The organism is Psychroflexus tropicus DSM 15496 (assembly GCF_000378765.1).
GTDB lineage: Bacteria > Bacteroidota > Bacteroidia > Flavobacteriales > Flavobacteriaceae > Psychroflexus > Psychroflexus tropicus.
In genome coordinates this window covers 246,490-264,810 of sequence record NZ_KB905342.1, presented here as the reverse complement: position 1 = coordinate 264,810, position 18,321 = coordinate 246,490, and the positions used below count along the sequence as shown (strand labels likewise).

Sequence of the window (18,321 nt, the reverse complement as noted above, 5' to 3'; positions counted from 1 at the left end):
ACATCGTATGGAATCAATCATAGACGTTCAAAACCTGTCCAAAAGTTATAATGGAGATAAAGTGCTAAATATAGAACACTTAACCATACCTAAAGGTCAGAGTTTTGGCCTTGTTGGAAATAATGGAGCAGGAAAAACTACCTTCTTTAGTTTACTGCTGGACCTGATACTCCCTACGAAAGGGCATATTGAAAACAAGGGCATTGTTGTAAGTCAAAGTGAAGATTGGAAACCCTACACCTCTTCATTTATTGACGAAAGCTTTTTGATTGGGTATCTCACTGCCGAAGAGTATTTTTATTTTATAGGCGACTTGAGAAATACTTCCAAAGCAGAGGTTGATGAACTTTTAGCAGAGTTTCAAGACTTTTTTTATGGCGAAATTTTGAATCAAAAAAAGTATTTAAGGGATCTCTCTAAAGGAAATCAGAAAAAGGCAGGTATAGTTGCAGCACTTATCGGAAACCCCGAGGTTGTTATTTTAGATGAGCCCTTTGCGAATCTTGATCCCACTACTCAGATTCGTTTAAAAAAAATCATTAAAGAACTATCTGTTAAAAAAAATGTAACCATTCTCGTCTCCAGTCATGATTTGATGCATGTTACAGAGGTTTGTGAGCGTGTAGTGGTCTTAGACAAGGGAGAGCTTGTAAAGGATATTCATACCAGTGAAGCTACTTTGAAAGAGCTTGAGTTGTATTTCGAAAGATGATTTAGCTTTAAGGCACCAAGTCAACTTTTTTTTGTTTAAAAACAACTATTTTTACAATGAAATACTTTTCTATACTTTTTTAAGTTATACATTTTAGATTCTACTTCATGCGTATAAATTATATTCTCTTAACTCTATTAAGCCTTGTCCTATTTTCGTCATGTTCCCGAAAAAAGGATAAGTTTCTGAATAAGAATTTCCACGCGATGACTGCCTACTATAACATTATTTATAATGGAAATCTAGAGTTGGAAAAAGGTAAAAGAGAAGTGGAAGCTGCTTATACAGAAGATTACTGGGCCATATTACCTATTGAAAGAATGGCTGTTGAAGAGAAAGAGAATCCCTTAAGTATTAGAAGGGATAGAAAAAATAAACCTTCCAATTCTTCAGAAAACAGCATATCCAGCTTTGAAGCAGCTGAAGAAAAAGCTACTAAGGCTATACAGAAACACTCCATGTTTATGGGAGGGAGAGAATATAATCCGCAAATAGATGAAGCCTTTTTATTATTAGGAAAGGCTAGATATTTAGATCAACGTTTTATTCCTGCCAAAGATGCCTTTAGCTTTATTTTAAATCATTACCCTGAAAGTTCTACCATCAATGAAGCTAAAATTTGGTTACAGAAGACCAATTTGAGATTAGAATATTACGACATGGTTATAAAAAATCTGCTTGAGTTGATTAACACTTCAGAGTTATCGACAGCAGAGCAGTACGAAGCCAGTTCAACATTAGCTCAGGCTTATATATATGAAGATCTAAAAAGGCAGGCAATCTCAACCCTTCAAACAGCAATTGCTTTTGCTCCAGATGAAGAGAAGAAAGGACGCTTACTCTACATAAAGGGCCAATTGCACTCTTTATTGAACGAAAAAGACTCAGCGCGAGTCAGTTTTAATAGAGTAATTGCCCTGAACCGAAAAACACCCCGACGGTATTTGATTCATTCAGAATTGGAAAAACTTCGTCTTAAGGGATATGAGGAATTGCAATGGTTTACCACAGAATTAGCCTTCAAGGAGATGGCTGAAAACCGAGAAAATCGACCGTTTCTTGACTTTATATATTACGATAATGCTGTCTTTAGGCGTGCTCAAGATTCTATTACTCTAGCTATTCAGTCCTTTAATAAATCGCTTAGAGAAAATCCCCGAGATCGATATTTGAAAAGTCAGAATTACCTCAATTTAGGTGAAATTTATTTTGATAAAGCTTCTTATGAAACAGCTGGAAAATATTACGATAGTACGTTAACCAATTTGGCTAAGCAAACCAGAGAGTTTAGACAAATTAAAAGAAAAAGAGATAATCTGGAGGATGTTATTAAGTTTGAAAGAATTGCCAAGACAAACGACAGTATTATTAATCTGGTAAATGCTTCAGAAGAAGAGCGTCTCAGGATTTTTAAGGATTATACAGAAAAACTAAAAGAAGAACAGAAAAGTGTGTTTGCCAAATCTCCCGCTTCTACATTAGGTAACTCAAGATTTGGAGCTCAGCGGAGTCAGATTGGAGGAAGGCAAAACAGCAGCTCTAAGTTTTATTTTTATGATCTTACCCAAAAGCAAAGAGGCGAAGAATCCTTTAGAAAGTTATGGGGCGATCTCGAGTTAACAGATGATTGGAGAGCAAATCCACAATTTGCTTCAGGTATCGATGAAGATGCTTCTGTAGCAAACGAAGATCAACCACTCAAGCCTGAGTACGATCCTGAGACTTACATCGCTCAAATTCCTACCGATGAAAAATTGATAGATAGTATCTATGATGAAAGAAATTTCGCTTACTATCAGTTAGGCATTATTTATAAAGAGAAATTCAGAGAAATGCAGCTTGCTATAGATAAACTCACTTCTCTTTTAAAAAGCAATCCTGAAAAGAGGCTCATTTTACCGTCTAAATACTACTTGTATAAAATATATCTGGAACTTGAAGATCAACAAAAAGCGAATTATTGGAAGAATGAGATTCTGAATCAACATTCTGACTCTAGGTACGCAAGTATTTTGAGAAATCCAGAGGCTTATAAATCGAATGCTAATAATCCACAAAATGTCTATAAAAGGCTTTACAATGAATACAAATCTGGTCAATACCAGGCTGTTTTAAGTGAAATTGAGCTTCATACTCAGGTCTTTATCGGCAACTCTATTGTTCCTAAATTGGAACTTCTTAAAGCCAGAGTACTTGCAAAACTTGAGGGGGCGGATGCTTATAAAGAAGCTTTAAATTATGTAGCCTTGACCTATCCACAATCAGAGGAAGGCAAATATGCTCAAAACCGCTACAGAGAGCTTGAAAGAAATCCGCTTTCCTCCCAATTCGATATGAAGCCAGACCAACAAGCCGATTACTTGTTGGTATTCGATTTTCATCAAGATAGCATAGCAGCAAATAAAATTCAAGAGGTCAAAGAAAACTTATCACAAGCTCTGCAAGAAGAAGAGGGGCTGGAGCTCAATTTAAATGAAGATATTTACGACCAAAATCAAACCTTATTAACTATTAATGGTCTTAAAAGTAAATTAGGAGCAGAAGGCCTAGCAGAAAAGTTTATCAAAAATGCTATTATTGATAAAAATTTGACTTATTTTGTGATATCACAGAAGAATTATAGGATTGCTCAAATCAATAAAAACCTTGATGACTACTTAGACAAAATCAAATAACATGTTTACAGAAAAAAATAAACCAGTGAATTCAGATTTAACAAAAGAGCAAAACAAAATAGCTCAAGGCACCGTTTTTAAAGGAGAGATTCAATCGCAAGGCAGCTTTAGAATTGAAGGGAAAGTGATTGGGGATATCAAAACTCCAGGAAAAATTGTCGTAGGAAAAACAGGCTACATCGAGGGCCTTATTGAATGTGAAAATGCTGATTTTGAGGGAGAATTTAAAGGAGAATTAAAAGTGTCTAAACTTTTAACTTTAAGAGCAACCTCCAAAATTGAAGGAGACGTTTTTACAGATAAACTTTCTATAGAACCTGGCGCTATTTTTAATGCGACATGTAGTATGAAAGGAGCTGTGAAATCTTTACCTGCAGATGCCAAAAAAGAAAAAACAGCCTAAACCCTGGTTATATTTTTCTGGTATCGCTCTTCAAATGGCCATTATAATTGCCGCTTCTGTTTTTTTAGGTAGGTGGCTAGATGCCAATTATACCGACTCTTCCAAAGTCTTTACTATAGTGTTATCTTTAGGGGGTATTTTTGTGGCCTTAGCTCACGTGATTCTTTCGTTAAAAAATTTTCAGGATTAAATTCAATATGAATTCTAAACTATTAAAGTCATATATCTCAATTTTATTATTTTCTGCAGTAGTTCTTTTGATTCATTGGCTACTGGACTATTTCTATGAGATCATCACTTACTATAGTTTGGGTTCTATCTACGCATTCCATATTCTATCTGCGCTAGTCGTTGCAGGAATTGTGTTTTGGGTGCAGTCTAATTCCAAAGACCACACTGGATTTGCTTTTATGGGGACCAGTTTATTAAAAATGCTTGCTGCTATTCTTTTTCTGCTGCCAGGTATGCTTTCAGAAGATAAACCTAACTTTAGTAATATTCTCAATTTTTTTATCCCTTATTTTCTCTATTTGATTTTTGAAGCTGTTCAGGTCATTAAATTAATCAACGCTCAAGAGCCTACTAAGACAGAATAGAGTTACAAAAATTCAGAGCTCCATCATATTAAATTATGGATTAAATATTTTTTCAAAGCTTTCATTTAAAATTAGAAAGGAAAAACTTACATTTGCACGAAATTTCTGAATTGATATTAAGTCAACTTTCTATGTCTACACAAAAATCTTTTAAGATTACAGTGGCTTTAATGCTTGTCCTTTTTTTGAATTCCTTTAATTCTGTTGCCAAAACTGATACTGATGAGGAATTAACAGAAGAATTTAATCCTACCGAAATGATCATGCACCACATTAGTGATTCTCATGGGTGGCATTTTTTTGGAGAAGGAGAAGATGCTTTTACGCTACCGCTTCCTGTTATTTTGTGGACAGATGAAGGTTTAACCACTTTTATGTCGAGTGCATTTCATCATGATGTCGAGGGAGAGCATGTCGTAGAGTCTAATGGACAAAAATTCGTGAATTATCATGAAAAAATTTATGTATTAGATGAGGGAGAAGAAGCTTTGAAGTTTGATGAAAAAACTCATGCAGCCCTAAATGCTAACAGGCCTTTTGATTTATCGATTACCAAGAACGTCGCTTCTATGTTGCTGTCTGCTTTGCTGTTGATTTTGTTATTCGTAGGATTGGCTAAGCATTATAAGAAGTCTAAAAACGCTCCGAAAGGATTTAAAAATATATTGGAAACTTTGGTTGTTTTCGTTAGAGATGAAATCGCAAAACCACAGATTGGTGAAAAGAAATATTTGAAGTATATGCCTTTTTTACTCACCGTGTTTTTCTTTATTTGGATTTCCAACTTAATGGGTCTATTGCCTGGGGCGGCCAACGTTACTGGTAATATTTCTATTACTATTGCTCTTGGTCTATTTACTTTGGTTTTGATTTTGGTCAACGCCAATAAAGACTACTGGCAACACGTTGTTTGGATGCCTGGTATCCCAACTTTTGTAAAACCAATTTTGGCTATTGTTGAAATATTAGGGGTCTTCATTAAACCTATCGCCCTTATGATTCGTTTGTTTGCCAATATCACTGCGGGTCACATTATAATTTTGAGTTTAATCGGGTTGATATTTATTTTAGAAACTGCAGGAGTAGCTGCTATATCTGTTCCTTTTGCTTTATTCATTACAGTTTTAGAATTATTAGTTGCATTTTTGCAAGCCTTTATATTTACAATGTTGTCCGCCTTATTTATTGGCATGGCAGTACAAGAACATGAACATCATTAATCTTTAATTTTTAATATTTATTTACTATGGAATTATTACACGTAGGTATCGCAGCATTAGGAGCTGGTTTGGCAGTTTTAGGAGCTGGAATTGGTGTCGGTAAAATCGGTGGCTCTGCCATGGAAGCTATCGCTCGTCAACCAGAAGCTTCTGGAAAAATCCAAACGGCAATGATTATTGCTGCTGCACTTGTAGAGGGTGTTGCTCTTTTCGGAGTTGTTGCTGCTCTATTAGGTGTATTGACCGCTTAAAATGATGAAAACCCTCACAGCCAACGGTTGGTTGGGTGAGGGTTTTATTTTTTGAATTAAAAACACAATTATAAATGGATTTAATTACTCCAGAATACGGTTTATTTGTTTGGCAAGTCGTTGTCCTTATCATTTTGATTTTTTTGCTAACTAAGTTCGCCTGGAAACCGGTGATGAAAGCAGTTGGTGAAAGAGAAGCTTCGATTAATGATGCTTTAGCTTCTGCAGAAAAAGCCAAAGAAGAAATGGCAAACTTGAAAGCAGATAATGAAAAAATGCTTCAACAAGCCAGAGCCGAACGTGACGAAATGTTGAAAGAGGCACAGGAAATGAAGAAATCTATCATTTCTGAAGCTACTGAAGATGCTAATGACAAAGCCGAAAGAATTTTAGAAAAAGCTCAAATCACTATAGAAAGTGAAAAAAAACAAGCTTTATCTGAAATTAAATCTCAAGTTGCAGAATTGTCTGTTCAAATTGCTGAATCTGTTGTTAAGAAACAACTTGATGATAAAAAAGAGCAAATGAACTTGGTCAATAAAATGCTTGATGACGTTAAACTTAATTAAGATTACCTCTTATGGGAAGTAGAGCAGGAAGACGATATGCAAAGGCGGTTATTGAGCTAGCTCAAGCTGAAAAGCTTGACGAGAAAGTGCTTAATGATTTTACTACGATTCGTTCTACAATTTCAGAACACAAGGATTTGAAATTGATGATGACAAGTCCTTTAGTGGAAGTAAGTAAAAAAGAAGCGGTGCTTTTAGAGGTTTTTAATGGGGCTCACGATCTGGTCAAAAAACTGATCAAAACGCTAGCTGCCAATAATAGAGTCGAAATACTAGACGAAGTTTCTGAAGCTTATATTTCACTTTACAATTCTCAGCATCATATTCAATCTGCAACTGTCATTACAGCTGTAGAGATGACTAAAGACATAGAAGAAAAAGTTCAAACTAAAATTAAAGAAATTACTGGCTTCACAGCAAATCTTACCAACCAAGTTGATGAATCTATTCTTGGGGGATTTATACTCAGATTGAAAGATCTTCAATTTGACGCTAGTGTGTCAGGAAGTCTTAACCGATTCAAAAGACAATTATCATAATACTAAACGGTATGTATATACCATTTAATGCACAATAAATTATGGCTGAAGTAAACTCTGCTGAAGTTTCAGCAATCTTAAAAAAGCAAATTTCTGGTTTCGAATCTGAAACCTCACTAGATGAAGTAGGAACAGTTCTTCGCGTCGGAGATGGTATTGCCAATGTTTATGGTCTTACCAACGCTCAGTTAGGAGAGCTTGTAGAATTTGAAGGAGGACTCAATGGTATGGTTCTTAACCTGGAAGAAGATACAGTAGGTGTTGTACTTCTTGGTAAATCTACCGATATCAATGAAGGGGATTCTGTAAAACGAACCAAAAAAATATCTTCAATTCAAGTTGGAGAAGGGATTGTAGGACGTGTTGTTAATACCCTTGGTGAAACTATCGATGGAAAAGGCGATATCGAAGGGGAAACCTTCTTGATGCCTATCGAAAGAAAAGCACCAGGTGTTATTTATAGAGAGCCTGTTACCGAGCCAATGCAAACCGGTATCAAGTCGATTGATGCGATGGTTCCGGTAGGAAGAGGACAAAGAGAGTTAGTGATTGGTGATAGACAGACTGGTAAAACTTCAGTTTGTATTGATACCATCCTGAACCAGAAAGAATTTTACGATAAAGGTGAACCAGTATACTGTATTTATGTTGCCGTAGGTCAAAAGGCCTCTACTGTTGCAGGTATTGCTAATCTTTTAGAAGAAAGAGGAGCACTTGCTTACACTACAATTGTTGCAGCTAATGCTTCAGACCCCGCAGCAATGCAGGTTTATGCTCCATTAGCTGGGGCGGCTATCGGTGAATATTTTAGAGATACGGGAAGACCGGCTCTTATTATCTATGATGATTTATCTAAACAAGCGGTAGCTTACCGTGAGGTGTCGTTATTGTTAAGAAGACCTCCAGGCCGTGAAGCTTATCCTGGTGATGTATTTTACCTTCACTCAAGATTATTAGAACGTTCTGCCAAAATCATTAATGACGATGGTATTGCCAGTCAGATGAACGATTTACCAGAAGCTCTAAAAGATAAAGTAAAAGGGGGCGGCTCTTTAACAGCGCTTCCAATTATTGAAACTCAGGCTGGTGATGTTTCTGCCTATATTCCTACAAACGTCATCTCCATTACAGATGGACAGATATTTCTTACTTCAGACTTATTTAACTCTGGTGTAAGACCTGCAATTGACGTTGGTATCTCTGTTTCTCGTGTGGGAGGTTCTGCTCAGATTAAATCCATGAAGAAAGTGGCTGGTACTCTTAAATTAGACCAGGCACAATATAGAGAACTTGAAGCCTTCGCCAAGTTTGGATCAGATTTGGATGCTTCTACTCAAAATACCATTGAGAAAGGTAAGCGTAACGTTGAGATTCTAAAACAGGCAGAGGCAAGTCCTTATGCAGTTGAAGATCAAATCGCGATTGTTTACGCAGGAACTAAAAACTTGATGAGGGAAGTTCCTGTTGAAAAGATTAAAGAATTTGAAAAAGATTATCTAAACTTTTTAAATGCTAAGCATAGAGAAACTTTAGATCAATTAAAAGCAGGTAAGCTTACAGATGAAATTACAGATGCGCTTACAAGTGCAGCCAAAGAAATATCTGCGAAATACAAAGCATAACCATTAACTTATGGCTAATTTAAAGGAATTAAGAAGTAGAATCACATCGGTATCATCTACCATGCAGATTACCAGTGCCATGAAAATGGTCTCTGCTGCAAAGTTGAACCGAGCTCAAAATGCAATCGAGGACATGCGTCCTTATGCAGAAAAGCTTACTGAGCTTTTGCAGAGTTTAAGTGCTTCTCTAGAAAATGATACGAATAGCCCTTATTCAGATCAAAGAGATGTGAATTCAGTTTTGATTGTTGCTATATCTTCCAATCGAGGACTTGCTGGTGCTTTCAATACCAACATAGTTAAGCGAGTAAGAAGCCTTGCGACAGAAACATACGCTGGTAAAGAGGTGAAAATTCTCAATATTGGTAAAAAAGCTGGTGATGTATTGAACAAATCACACGATGCTGTTGGAAACCATAATGAGATTTATGATGACCTCACCTATGAAGTTGTAGCTGAAATAGCTGAAGAGCTTATGACTCAATTTAAATCACATACTTTCGACAAAATAGAATTGGTTTATAATAGCTTTAAAAATGCAGCTACCCAAATTGTAACTACAGAGCAATTTTTACCGATCAAGCCAGCTAGCCAAAAAGAGGAAGGAAATTTATCTTCAGACTATATTTTTGAACCTAACAAGGAAGAGATTGTTGAAGAGTTGATTCCGAAGTCTTTAAAAATTCAATTGTTCAAAGCCATAAGAGACTCTGTTGCTTCAGAACATGGAGCACGTATGACGGCCATGCACAAAGCCACAGATAACGCCACAGAGTTGAGAGATGATTTAAAATTATCTTATAACAAAGCCAGACAAGCTTCGATTACTAATGAAATTTTAGAAATTGTTGCCGGAGCTGAAGCTTTAGCGGATAGTTAGATACTACCAAACCTATCAAAAAAACCTCTTTTTAGAGGTTTTTTTGATTACAAGCTTTCGCCAATTAAATTTGTTTTATTTTTTATACTAATATAATTTTTTGACGTTTTCAATTAAAACCTCCATGCAAAGACCCTTCAAGTTTCATTTCCTCTTAATAATACTAAGCTTTTTTATTTACTCTTGTCAGGATGATGTGAAACAAACTGTTCCGGAAAACGAACAAGTAAAGACCATTAAGCTTGAAACTAAGCCTAAAGTGTTTGGTTTCGACTTAAGTAATTTTGAGGTGGTTTTCGACACGGTAAGACGAGGAGAAACTTTTGGGACTATTATGGATAGTCACGGAGTGAGTCCAGCCAAAGTATATCAAATTACAGAAGGCATTCCAGATTCTATAATGAATTTTAGAAGAATTAACTCAGGTAAGCCTTATGTGCTTTTTAAAAGTAAAGATTCTACTCAGCGAGTTCAGCATTTTGTATACCAAAAGTCTTTAATTGACTATGCAGTTATTAGTTTGGATAGTTTGAAGGGTCAGGCTAAGTCTAAACCAGTAACGATTAAGCAAAAATCTACATCGGGTGTAATTTCTTCATCGCTTTCAGCAGCTATAGATGAAGCAGGCTTAGATTACTTGTTGACCAACAGATTTGCAGATATCTATCAATGGAGTGTGGACTTTTTTAGACTTCAGAAAGGGGATCAGTTCAAGCTGATCTACAAAGAAAAGTATATTGACGATACTATTTACGCTGGCTTAGAATCTATAGATGCAGCTGTACTGAAACACAGAGGGCGTGAATTTTATGCTTTTGAATTTGAGGTAGATTCCACAACCGGTCGTACTGATTATTTTGATGAAAACGCCAAAACCTTGAGAAAATTCTTTCTAAAAGCCCCATTAAAATTTAATAGAATCTCATCTAGATATACCAGACGACGTTTCCATCCCGTACAAAAACGATGGAAAGCTCATAAAGGGACTGACTATGCTGCAGGAACAGGAACACCTATCTGGTCTACTGCAGACGGAGTTGTCACTAAGTCTAGTTATACCAGAGGAAATGGTAAGTATGTAAAAATTAGACATACCAACAAATACTCTACGCAATACCTTCACATGTCCAGACGAGCGGTGAAGGTTGGTCAATATGTCAAACAAGGTGAAATCATAGGTTATGTAGGTCAGACTGGTTTAGCTACCGGTCCTCACGTTTGTTACCGATTCTGGGTTAATGGCAGGCAAGTTGATCCCTATAAGCAAGAACTTCCTGATGCAGAACCCATGAAGGAAGAATTAAAGCCTGTTTATTTCGACTTTATTGAACCCTTAAAGGTTAAAATAGACCAGGTGGACTACAAGTCTATTTTATAATAATAGCTGTTAATTTTTATCCGTTGCTTTAAGGTGTCAAGCCAAACCACAACTGGCTTGGCTTAAAAGTTTTTACTCTTTTTCTGACTCACCAAACTCCTTATGTAGATTAGTTTCATATTACTTTTTTAACAAGGTTTCTTAACCTTAGCTTAATATTAGAACTTTCAATCTGAGTTTACTTTGCAGCAAATTATAAACAAAAACATTTTCAAATGAAAAAATTGCTACTTGGCTTATTCTTAATGATGGGAGTAGGTTTATTTGCACAAGGGGTAACAACTTCCTCTATTAACGGTCAGATCACAGACAACAACGACCAGCCTCTTCCGGGAGCTAATGTTATTGCTGTGCATACACCAACTGGAACTCAGTACGGTGTTGTAACCGATTTTGATGGATTCTACAGAATACCCAACATGCGTGTTGGCGGACCTTACACTGTAAAAATTACTTATGTAGGTTTTGAAGATATTCTGTTAGAAGGAGTTTTTTTAAGACTTGGTGATGCTGAAAAAATTAGCAGACAAATGGCGGAGTCGAACAATGCATTAGATGAAGTCATCATTTCAGCGTCTAAGAATGGCATTTTTGATTCTGGCCAAACTGGATCCAATACTAATATTTCAAATAGAGAAATCTTAAATTTACCATCTGCTACAAGATCATTAGGAGACTTCATTAGAAAAACTCCGGAAGCTCAAGTTGGAGAGAGCGGAAGTATTTCACTAGGAGGGCAAAACAACCGTTACAATGCGATCTATATTGATGGTGCTGTAAACAATGATGCTTTTGGACTCTCTCCAACAGGAACTAATGGAGGGCAAACCGGTGTAAGCCCAATTTCTATTGATGCGATTGAGTCATTCCAGGTAAACCTTTCTCCATTTGATGTGAGACAATCCGGTTTTGCTGGAGGTTCTATAAACGCAATTACACGTTCGGGAACAAATAATACAGAAGGTTCGGCTTACTATTATTTAAGAAATCAAGATTTAGCAGGGAAAACTCCTACAGCCATAAGTGAAGAGAATAGAGAAAGGCTTGATGATTTTACTGCTGAGCTTTTTGGAGCAAGAGTTGGTGGAGCAATTGTAAAAGATAAATTATTTTACTTCATCAACTATGAAAGACAAGATGAGCAAACCCCTCAGCCTTTTAATGTTGCTCTTTATCAAGGAGCTTCTACACCATCAGACCTCGCAGCCCTTAGGCAAGGGTTAATTAACACATACGGTTATGATCCTGGTAGTTTTGATAGTAATACTAGTAGTCTGGTTAGTGATAAGATTACTACACGTCTTGACTGGAACATAAACAACAATAATAGCTTGACATTTAGAAATAACTATGTTGAAGCTGAACAAAGAGATCCTAGGTCTAGTACAATTTCGAATATCAATTATAATAATAGAGGGGTACTTTTCCCTTCACGATCAAATTCTTCAACTTTAGAGTGGAAATACACAAATGGTTCTGATATTTCAAATAACTTGATTGTGGCCTATACTGATGTTGTAGATGATAGAAGCCCAATAGGAAATCCATTCCCAGCAGTTAGAATTCAGGATAATAGACAAATTGGTGATGAATTCTTCTCTGGTAATATATTTTTCGGTTCTGAACCGTTTTCTACGGCTAACTTATTAGAACAAAAAGTGTTGAACATCACTAATAACTTTGAAGTGTATAGTGGTCGTCACAAGTTAACTTTTGGTGCAAACTTCGAATACTTTGATTCTAAGAATGTTTTCTTTAGACAGAATTTTGGAGATTACACGTTTAGATCATTAGCTGATTTCAACACTTATTTAGACGGTGTTGATGGAAATGAAGCACCAGCAAGATTTTTTAGAAGAGGTTATTCTTTATTAGGTGGTGTTGGTGACAATTCACAAGGAGCTGCAGAGTTTTCTTATTCTCAATTAGGATTCTATGTTCAGGACGACGTAGATGTTAGTGATGATTTTCGAGTTAGTTTAGGACTTCGTATTGATGTACCATTTTTTGAAGATGGAATTGATAATCCAGACTTTAATACAAGAACAGTTGCTCTTTTAGAAGCAAACGGAAAGGACCTTCAAGGAGCGAGAGTAGGAAAACCGATTGATGCTCAGATTCACTTTTCTCCAAGACTTGGTTTTTCCTGGGATGTAGGTGGAAACAAAACTACACAAGTAAGAGGTGGTGTAGGTGTATTTACCTCGAGAATTCCCTTAGTATGGCCTGGAGGCGCCTACAACAATACAGGTACTGTAGTTGGTGAAGTTAGAGATTTCCAATTACCTGGAGATGTTTTCTTTAGTGGCGATATAAATAATCAACCCGTACAGCCAGGCGCTGAACCTGGAACTGGAGGAGTAGGTGGTCAAATCGATTTATTTGCACCTGACATAAAATTACCTCAAGTGGCGAAATATAATATTGCTGTAGATCAAAAATTACCAGTATGGGGTTTAATTGCTTCTGGAGAGTTCCTTTACAATGATGTTCTGAATGCGGTATTTTATGAAAACCTTAATGTTAAAGGACCAATTGGACGCTTAAATGGAGCAGATGGTAGACCTTTTTATGATAGAACAGATGTAATAGATGATACTTATTCTGGTATTTATTTAGGAACCAATACAAATGAAGGCTACTCTTATAACGCGACGTTCAAATTAACAAAACCATTTGAAAACGGGTTTGCTGGTCAAGTAGCTTATACTTATGGAGATGCTTACAGTATTTTTGATGGAACATCCTCCCAAAATTCTTCTCAGTGGAACACACTTACAACTGTAAATGGAAAGAATGCAAATCCTGGTATACAGCGTTCAGGCTTCGCTTCAGGGTCCAGAATTGCAGCTAATGTTTCTTATGAGTACGAGTGGAATGATAACGTGAAAAGTACATTATCTTTATTTTATACTGGTCAGCAGGGTACTCCATACAGTTTTATTTATAATAATGAAGAGAATTTACTTAATGACGATGATAGAGATAATGCTTTAATTTATATTCCTAGAAACGCGAATGAAATAACTTTCATTGGTACTCCAGAGCAGCAACAAACACAATGGGAAAACTTTAATAGTTTTATTGAAAATAATGAATATTTAAGAGAAAGAAGAGGGCAATATGCTGAACGAAATGGTGATTTCGGTCCATGGAGTCATATATTGGATTTAAAATTTCTACAGGATTTTTCAATTCAAGCTTTTAATAAGAAGCACACTTTACAAGCATCTTTTGACATTTTTAATTTTACTAATCTAATCAATAAAGATTGGGGACGTAGGCCATTTATTTCTGGAGATGTGGAAGTATTAACTACTGAAGTAGCTGGTCCAAACCCAGAATTTTCTTTCAACAATCGTCTTAACGAAGAAGGTATACAAAACTTCGATGACTCAGGTATTTTATCTTCTAGATGGCAAATGCAAGTTGGTTTAAGATATATCTTTAACTAACAGTAGATAAGTTATAAATGCTCTAGACCTCACAGTCCCAAATTTTCGGGACTGTGAGGTCTTTTTTTTGTACTCATTTCAAACTGTGATCAAGACCAATTAAGATTTTTCTTGTAATTTTAGACAAGTCTATGATTAACAAGCGTCTACTTATTAAAAATCTGCTAGCTCACAATGGAGAAAATAGCTTCTATGATAAGAAGCTGCGAGTCGATATAGGTACCAAGGAAGGGAAAGCCAAATTTCTAAAGCATGTGTGTTCGCTTTCTAATACCAATCCAGATAACAACTCTTATATTGTCATCGGCATTCAAGATGAAAATAATGAAATTGTTGGGGTAGACTTTTTTGATGATAGTAAAATCCAGAATTTAATCAACGCCTATTTGGATCATCCTCCCGTGGTCTCCTATGAAAATGTTCAGTTTCCTCATTTACCAGAGGATAAAGTAGTAGGCCTGGTGAGTATTCGGCCTAAACGAGATAACAGCATCTGCTCATTGCGGAAAAATATCTGGAAGTACTGGGGAGGGACTGTATTTATGCGGGAAGGTAGCATCAGCAAGCCAAAGGTATTTGATATTGAAATCAAGGATATCAATTCAGAAATAGTTTCTGCGATAGAACAGAACTCCCAAAATAATATTGAACTCACCCTAGATGGCTTTCACGACTTTATATTAAAGAGTAAAGATTTTAACCCTCAATATAAAGTTTTTAAAGAGTATTTTGTCCTCTGTTGGGCGGCTAAACCCAAAACAGTTGGAGATAAAACCTTTTATTCCCGAGTCAACATTCAACTAATCAATGAACAGGTCAAATTGTTTTATTCTGATTTAGATGAAGTTGAAATTCAATTTGATGAGGACAAGTTTGAAATTTTGGAATATGTTCAGCTCGGTCTTCAGAATAAATTTAAATACTATCCCTTGGAAAAGGTGAGTATCAATTTTAGAGACAATATGAATTATGATATAGAATCCAAATTGGTATTTGAAGCCCCTCAGTTTGACCAAAAGACCTTAAGACATTATCTAAATCATAACGATAGTTTATTGCATAAGCTCAAAAAGAAATTGAATCTTAGCAATGCTGAACAAAGCGAAATGGTGAATCTCTCAACAATTTATCTTATTGCTTACCTCAATGGTTTCGAAAATTCATTAGGCAAGCTGGAAGAGGCAAAGCCTTTACTAAATCAAAGTCATCAAAAAGCTTATCAGAGGTTAAAAGACAATATGAGAATTTTACGAAAAATTAAATACAATTAAGATGAGCAGAACGCTGGTGATTGGTGATATACATGGAGGGTATAATGCTTTGGAGCAGGTGATGAAACGAGCAAAAGTAGAGAAAGAAGATCAATTAATCTTTTTAGGTGATTATGTCGACGGATGGAGTGGTACACCGGAATTACTATCTTATTTAATACAGCTGAAAGAGGAGCAGGATTGTATTTTTATAAGAGGGAATCATGATGCATTGGTGCTTAACTGGTTTAGAACGGCAGAATCTATCCCTAAATGGTTACAACACGGAGGAGATAGCACGATGAAAGCTTATCAGGATGTGAGTTCTACCATCAAAGACCTGCACCGTTTATTCCTTGAAAATCTAACTGATTACTATATAGATGAACAGAATAGGCTATTTCTTCATGCGGGTTTTGCCAACATGCATGGACCGACTTCAGAATTCTACTCGAATACGGTGTATTGGGATAGAACCCTTTGGGAAATGGTTTTGGCTATGGATAAATCTTTACAACCAGAGGATGATTTTTATCCTAGCAGACTAAAACTGTTTAAAGAGATTTATATCGGTCATACGCCTACCACTCGCATAGGAAAAACAGAGCCAGTTAATCTAGCCAATGTTTGGAATATAGATACGGGGGCAGCGTTTAAAGGGCCCATCAGTATTCTAGATATCGATACTAAAGAGTTTTGGCAAAGCGATCCAGTGTATGAATTGTATCCTAATGAAACGGGTAGAAATTAAGATCAACTTAGGATCGAAAGGATCTTCTCTTTGATTTGTCCTAAAGATATCCCAGCGATTTCATAGAGTTCATCAGTATCTCCGTGTTCTATAAATTGATCGGGTATTCCCAGTTTATGAATATCACCTTTATAGAGTTCAGCTTGAGCCAATTCCAGAACCGCATCTCCAAAACCACCTTTCACAGTGCCATCCTCGATTGTGAGTATATGGTCAAATTTTTCAAAAACAGAGTTTAGCAGGTCTTCATCCAAAGGCTTTAAAAACCGTAAATCGTAATGGGCTATGCTGAACCTGCCAGCGATAGCTTCAATACTTTTAGAGACATGGCTTGATATGCTTCCTAAGCTTAATACAGCCAGTTCTGAGCCTTCTCGTAAACATCTGCCCTTTCCTATGTCTAAAGCTTTAAAATTGGCTTTCCAGTCCAAAATTTCACCTCGTCCTCTCGGGTAGCGAATCGCCATGGGCTGTTGTAAATCTTGAGTAGCGGTATATAGAAGTAGTCTCAGCTCAATTGCATCGGCTGGCGCAGCGATGATCAGATTGGGGATACAGCGTAAATAGGCCAAATCGAAAACTCCATGATGAGTCGCGCCGTCGTTGCCCACCAATCCAGCTCTGTCTATACAAAAGATCACTGGAAGGCTCTGCAGAGCCACATCGTGAATCACCTGATCGTAAGCCCTTTGTAAAAAGGTGGAGTAGATCGCACAAAATACTTTATGGCCCTGAGTAGCCATCCCCGCGGCTAGCGTCACTGCATGTTGTTCGGCAATGCCCACATCAAACGCGCGATCTGGAAATGCTTCCATCATGTATTTTAAGGAGCTTCCTGTGGGCATCGCTGGGGTAATACCAACGATAGACTCATCCTGTTCTGCTAACTCCAAAAGCGTTAAGCCAAACACATCCTGGAATTTTGGGGGCAGGCCTTCATTGTTTTTAGGCAATACTTCACCAGTGGTTTTATCAAATTTTCCTGGGGCATGGTATTTTACCTGGTCTTCTTCCGCCTGCTTTAATCCTTTACCCTTTTTGGTGATCACGTGCAGAAGTTTAGGGCCTTTGATGCTTCTCAGCTTTTCAAAAGCTTTTAAAAGTTCTGGCAAGTCATGGCCGTCCACAGGACCTTCGTAATGAAAATTAAGGGCTTCAATAATATTATCATTCGGAGGTTTTTGACCGATTTTAGCTTTGGTTAAATAACTTTTGAGAGCCCCCACACTAGGATCGATGCCAATGGCATTGTCGTTGAGAACGATCAACAAATTAGCTTTGGTGACTCCGGCATGATTGAGGCCTTCAAACGCCATTCCTGAGGCAATGGAGGCATCACCGATGACCGCAACGTGTTGCTTATCATAATCCCCTTTCAGCTGTGAGGAAATAGCCATTCCTAAGGCAGCAGAAATCGAGGTGGAGCTATGTCCAACCCCAAAGGTATCGTAAGGACTTTCTTCCCGTTTAGGGAAGCCCGAAATACCGTTGAGTTTTCGGTTGGTTTCAAATATGTCTCGACGCCCAGTCAGTATTTTATGTCCGTAAGCCTGATGCCCCACGTCCCAAACCAAAAGATCGTCAGGCGTGTTAAAACAATAATGCAAAGCAATGGTTAATTCTACGACGCCCAGACTCGCTCCTAAATGCCCTTCTTTGGTCGCGATCACGTCAATGATAAAGGCTCTCAGCTCTTGAGCGACCTGGGTTAATTGATTCTCATTCAACTGTCTGAGATCTGCAGGGGAGTTAATCGTTGAAAGTAAAGTATTACTCATGACACAAAGTTAGCAATAGTCTTTGAGTTTGTTAGTTCTTTAGTTTTTTAGTTTTAGGAGTGAATAGTTGATGAGCCGCTTGGAAATAGGAGTTAGGTAGTAGGATTTTCTTTGTGTACTCTGTGACTTTGTGGTAATTGGGACACAGCTGAAGTTTTTATAATAGAGTTGACATATCAATAATTGATTACTTCCCATAGAGACTCAATATTAGCAGAGCTTTTCTCTGTGTTCTCTGTGGC

The 18,321-nt window shown here is 36.9% G+C and carries 16 protein-coding genes; 15 read left to right on the top strand and 1 reads right to left on the bottom strand.

What is annotated here, in order from left to right:
• Window positions 1–7: 7 nt before the first annotated feature.
• The 15 genes from F598_RS0101085 to F598_RS0101015 all read left to right on the top strand — a co-directional run bounded on the left by F598_RS0101085 (window position 8) and on the right by F598_RS0101015 (window position 16,301).
• Window positions 8–712, top strand: coding sequence for an ABC transporter ATP-binding protein (locus tag F598_RS0101085; protein WP_019037161.1), 705 nt, complete (start codon window positions 8–10; stop codon window positions 710–712).
• 107 nt (window positions 713–819) lie between these two features.
• Window positions 820–3,387 carry a type IX secretion system periplasmic lipoprotein PorW/SprE gene (gene porW, locus F598_RS0101080; protein WP_026302436.1) on the top strand — a complete coding sequence of 856 codons (2,568 nt, stop codon included), beginning with the start codon at window positions 820–822 and terminating at the stop codon, window positions 3,385–3,387.
• Window position 3,388: 1 nt separating this feature from the next.
• Window positions 3,389–3,790 carry a bactofilin family protein gene (locus tag F598_RS0101075; protein WP_019037159.1) on the top strand — a complete coding sequence of 134 codons (402 nt, stop codon included), beginning with the start codon at window positions 3,389–3,391 and terminating at the stop codon, window positions 3,788–3,790.
• A complete protein-coding gene (locus F598_RS0101070) occupies window positions 3,765–3,980 on the top strand; it encodes an AtpZ/AtpI family protein (protein ID WP_019037158.1) in 216 nt (71 codons plus the stop codon). Before F598_RS0101075 ends, F598_RS0101070 begins: the two co-directional genes overlap by 26 nt.
• A 7-nt stretch (window positions 3,981–3,987) precedes the next feature.
• The gene (locus F598_RS0101065; RefSeq protein ID WP_019037157.1) at window positions 3,988–4,386 is read left to right on the top strand and encodes a DUF6168 family protein; all 399 of its coding nucleotides are present in this window, start codon (window positions 3,988–3,990) and stop codon (window positions 4,384–4,386) included.
• 131 nt (window positions 4,387–4,517) lie between these two features.
• Window positions 4,518–5,606 carry a F0F1 ATP synthase subunit A gene (atpB, locus tag F598_RS0101060; protein WP_019037156.1) on the top strand — a complete coding sequence of 363 codons (1,089 nt, stop codon included), beginning with the start codon at window positions 4,518–4,520 and terminating at the stop codon, window positions 5,604–5,606.
• Between the two features lie 26 nt (window positions 5,607–5,632).
• Window positions 5,633–5,857, top strand: a complete 225-nt coding sequence (gene atpE, locus F598_RS0101055; protein WP_019037155.1) for an ATP synthase F0 subunit C — start codon at window positions 5,633–5,635, stop codon at window positions 5,855–5,857.
• 74 nt (window positions 5,858–5,931) lie between these two features.
• Window positions 5,932–6,426 carry a F0F1 ATP synthase subunit B gene (locus tag F598_RS0101050; protein ID WP_019037154.1) on the top strand — a complete coding sequence of 165 codons (495 nt, stop codon included), beginning with the start codon at window positions 5,932–5,934 and terminating at the stop codon, window positions 6,424–6,426.
• An 11-nt stretch (window positions 6,427–6,437) separates the two neighbouring features.
• Entirely contained in the window at window positions 6,438–6,965 is a 528-nt protein-coding gene (gene atpH / locus F598_RS0101045) for an ATP synthase F1 subunit delta (protein WP_019037153.1), read from the top strand.
• A gap of 41 nt (window positions 6,966–7,006) precedes the next feature.
• Window positions 7,007–8,587: a F0F1 ATP synthase subunit alpha gene (atpA, locus tag F598_RS0101040; protein ID WP_019037152.1), complete on the top strand. Its 1,581-nt coding sequence runs from the start codon at window positions 7,007–7,009 to the stop codon at window positions 8,585–8,587.
• Window positions 8,588–8,597: 10 nt separating this feature from the next.
• On the top strand, window positions 8,598–9,467 hold the full coding sequence (gene atpG / locus F598_RS0101035) for an ATP synthase F1 subunit gamma (RefSeq protein WP_019037151.1): 870 nt from the start codon (window positions 8,598–8,600) through the stop codon (window positions 9,465–9,467).
• Between the two features lie 124 nt (window positions 9,468–9,591).
• Window positions 9,592–10,845: a peptidoglycan DD-metalloendopeptidase family protein gene (locus tag F598_RS0101030; RefSeq protein WP_019037150.1), complete on the top strand. Its 1,254-nt coding sequence runs from the start codon at window positions 9,592–9,594 to the stop codon at window positions 10,843–10,845.
• A gap of 215 nt (window positions 10,846–11,060) precedes the next feature.
• Window positions 11,061–14,300, top strand: coding sequence for a TonB-dependent receptor (locus F598_RS0101025; RefSeq protein WP_019037149.1), 3,240 nt, complete (start codon window positions 11,061–11,063; stop codon window positions 14,298–14,300).
• Between the two features lie 131 nt (window positions 14,301–14,431).
• Entirely contained in the window at window positions 14,432–15,571 is a 1,140-nt protein-coding gene (locus F598_RS0101020) for an ATP-binding protein (RefSeq protein WP_019037148.1), read from the top strand.
• 1 nt (window position 15,572) lies between these two features.
• A complete protein-coding gene (locus F598_RS0101015; protein WP_019037147.1) occupies window positions 15,573–16,301 on the top strand; it encodes a metallophosphoesterase in 729 nt (242 codons plus the stop codon).
• A gap of 2 nt (window positions 16,302–16,303) precedes the next feature.
• Here F598_RS0101015 and F598_RS0101010 read toward each other — a convergent pair whose 3' ends face one another.
• Window positions 16,304–18,079 carry a 1-deoxy-D-xylulose-5-phosphate synthase gene (locus F598_RS0101010; RefSeq protein ID WP_019037146.1) on the bottom strand — a complete coding sequence of 592 codons (1,776 nt, stop codon included), beginning with the start codon at window positions 18,077–18,079 and terminating at the stop codon, window positions 16,304–16,306.
• Window positions 18,080–18,321: the final 242 nt, after the last annotated feature.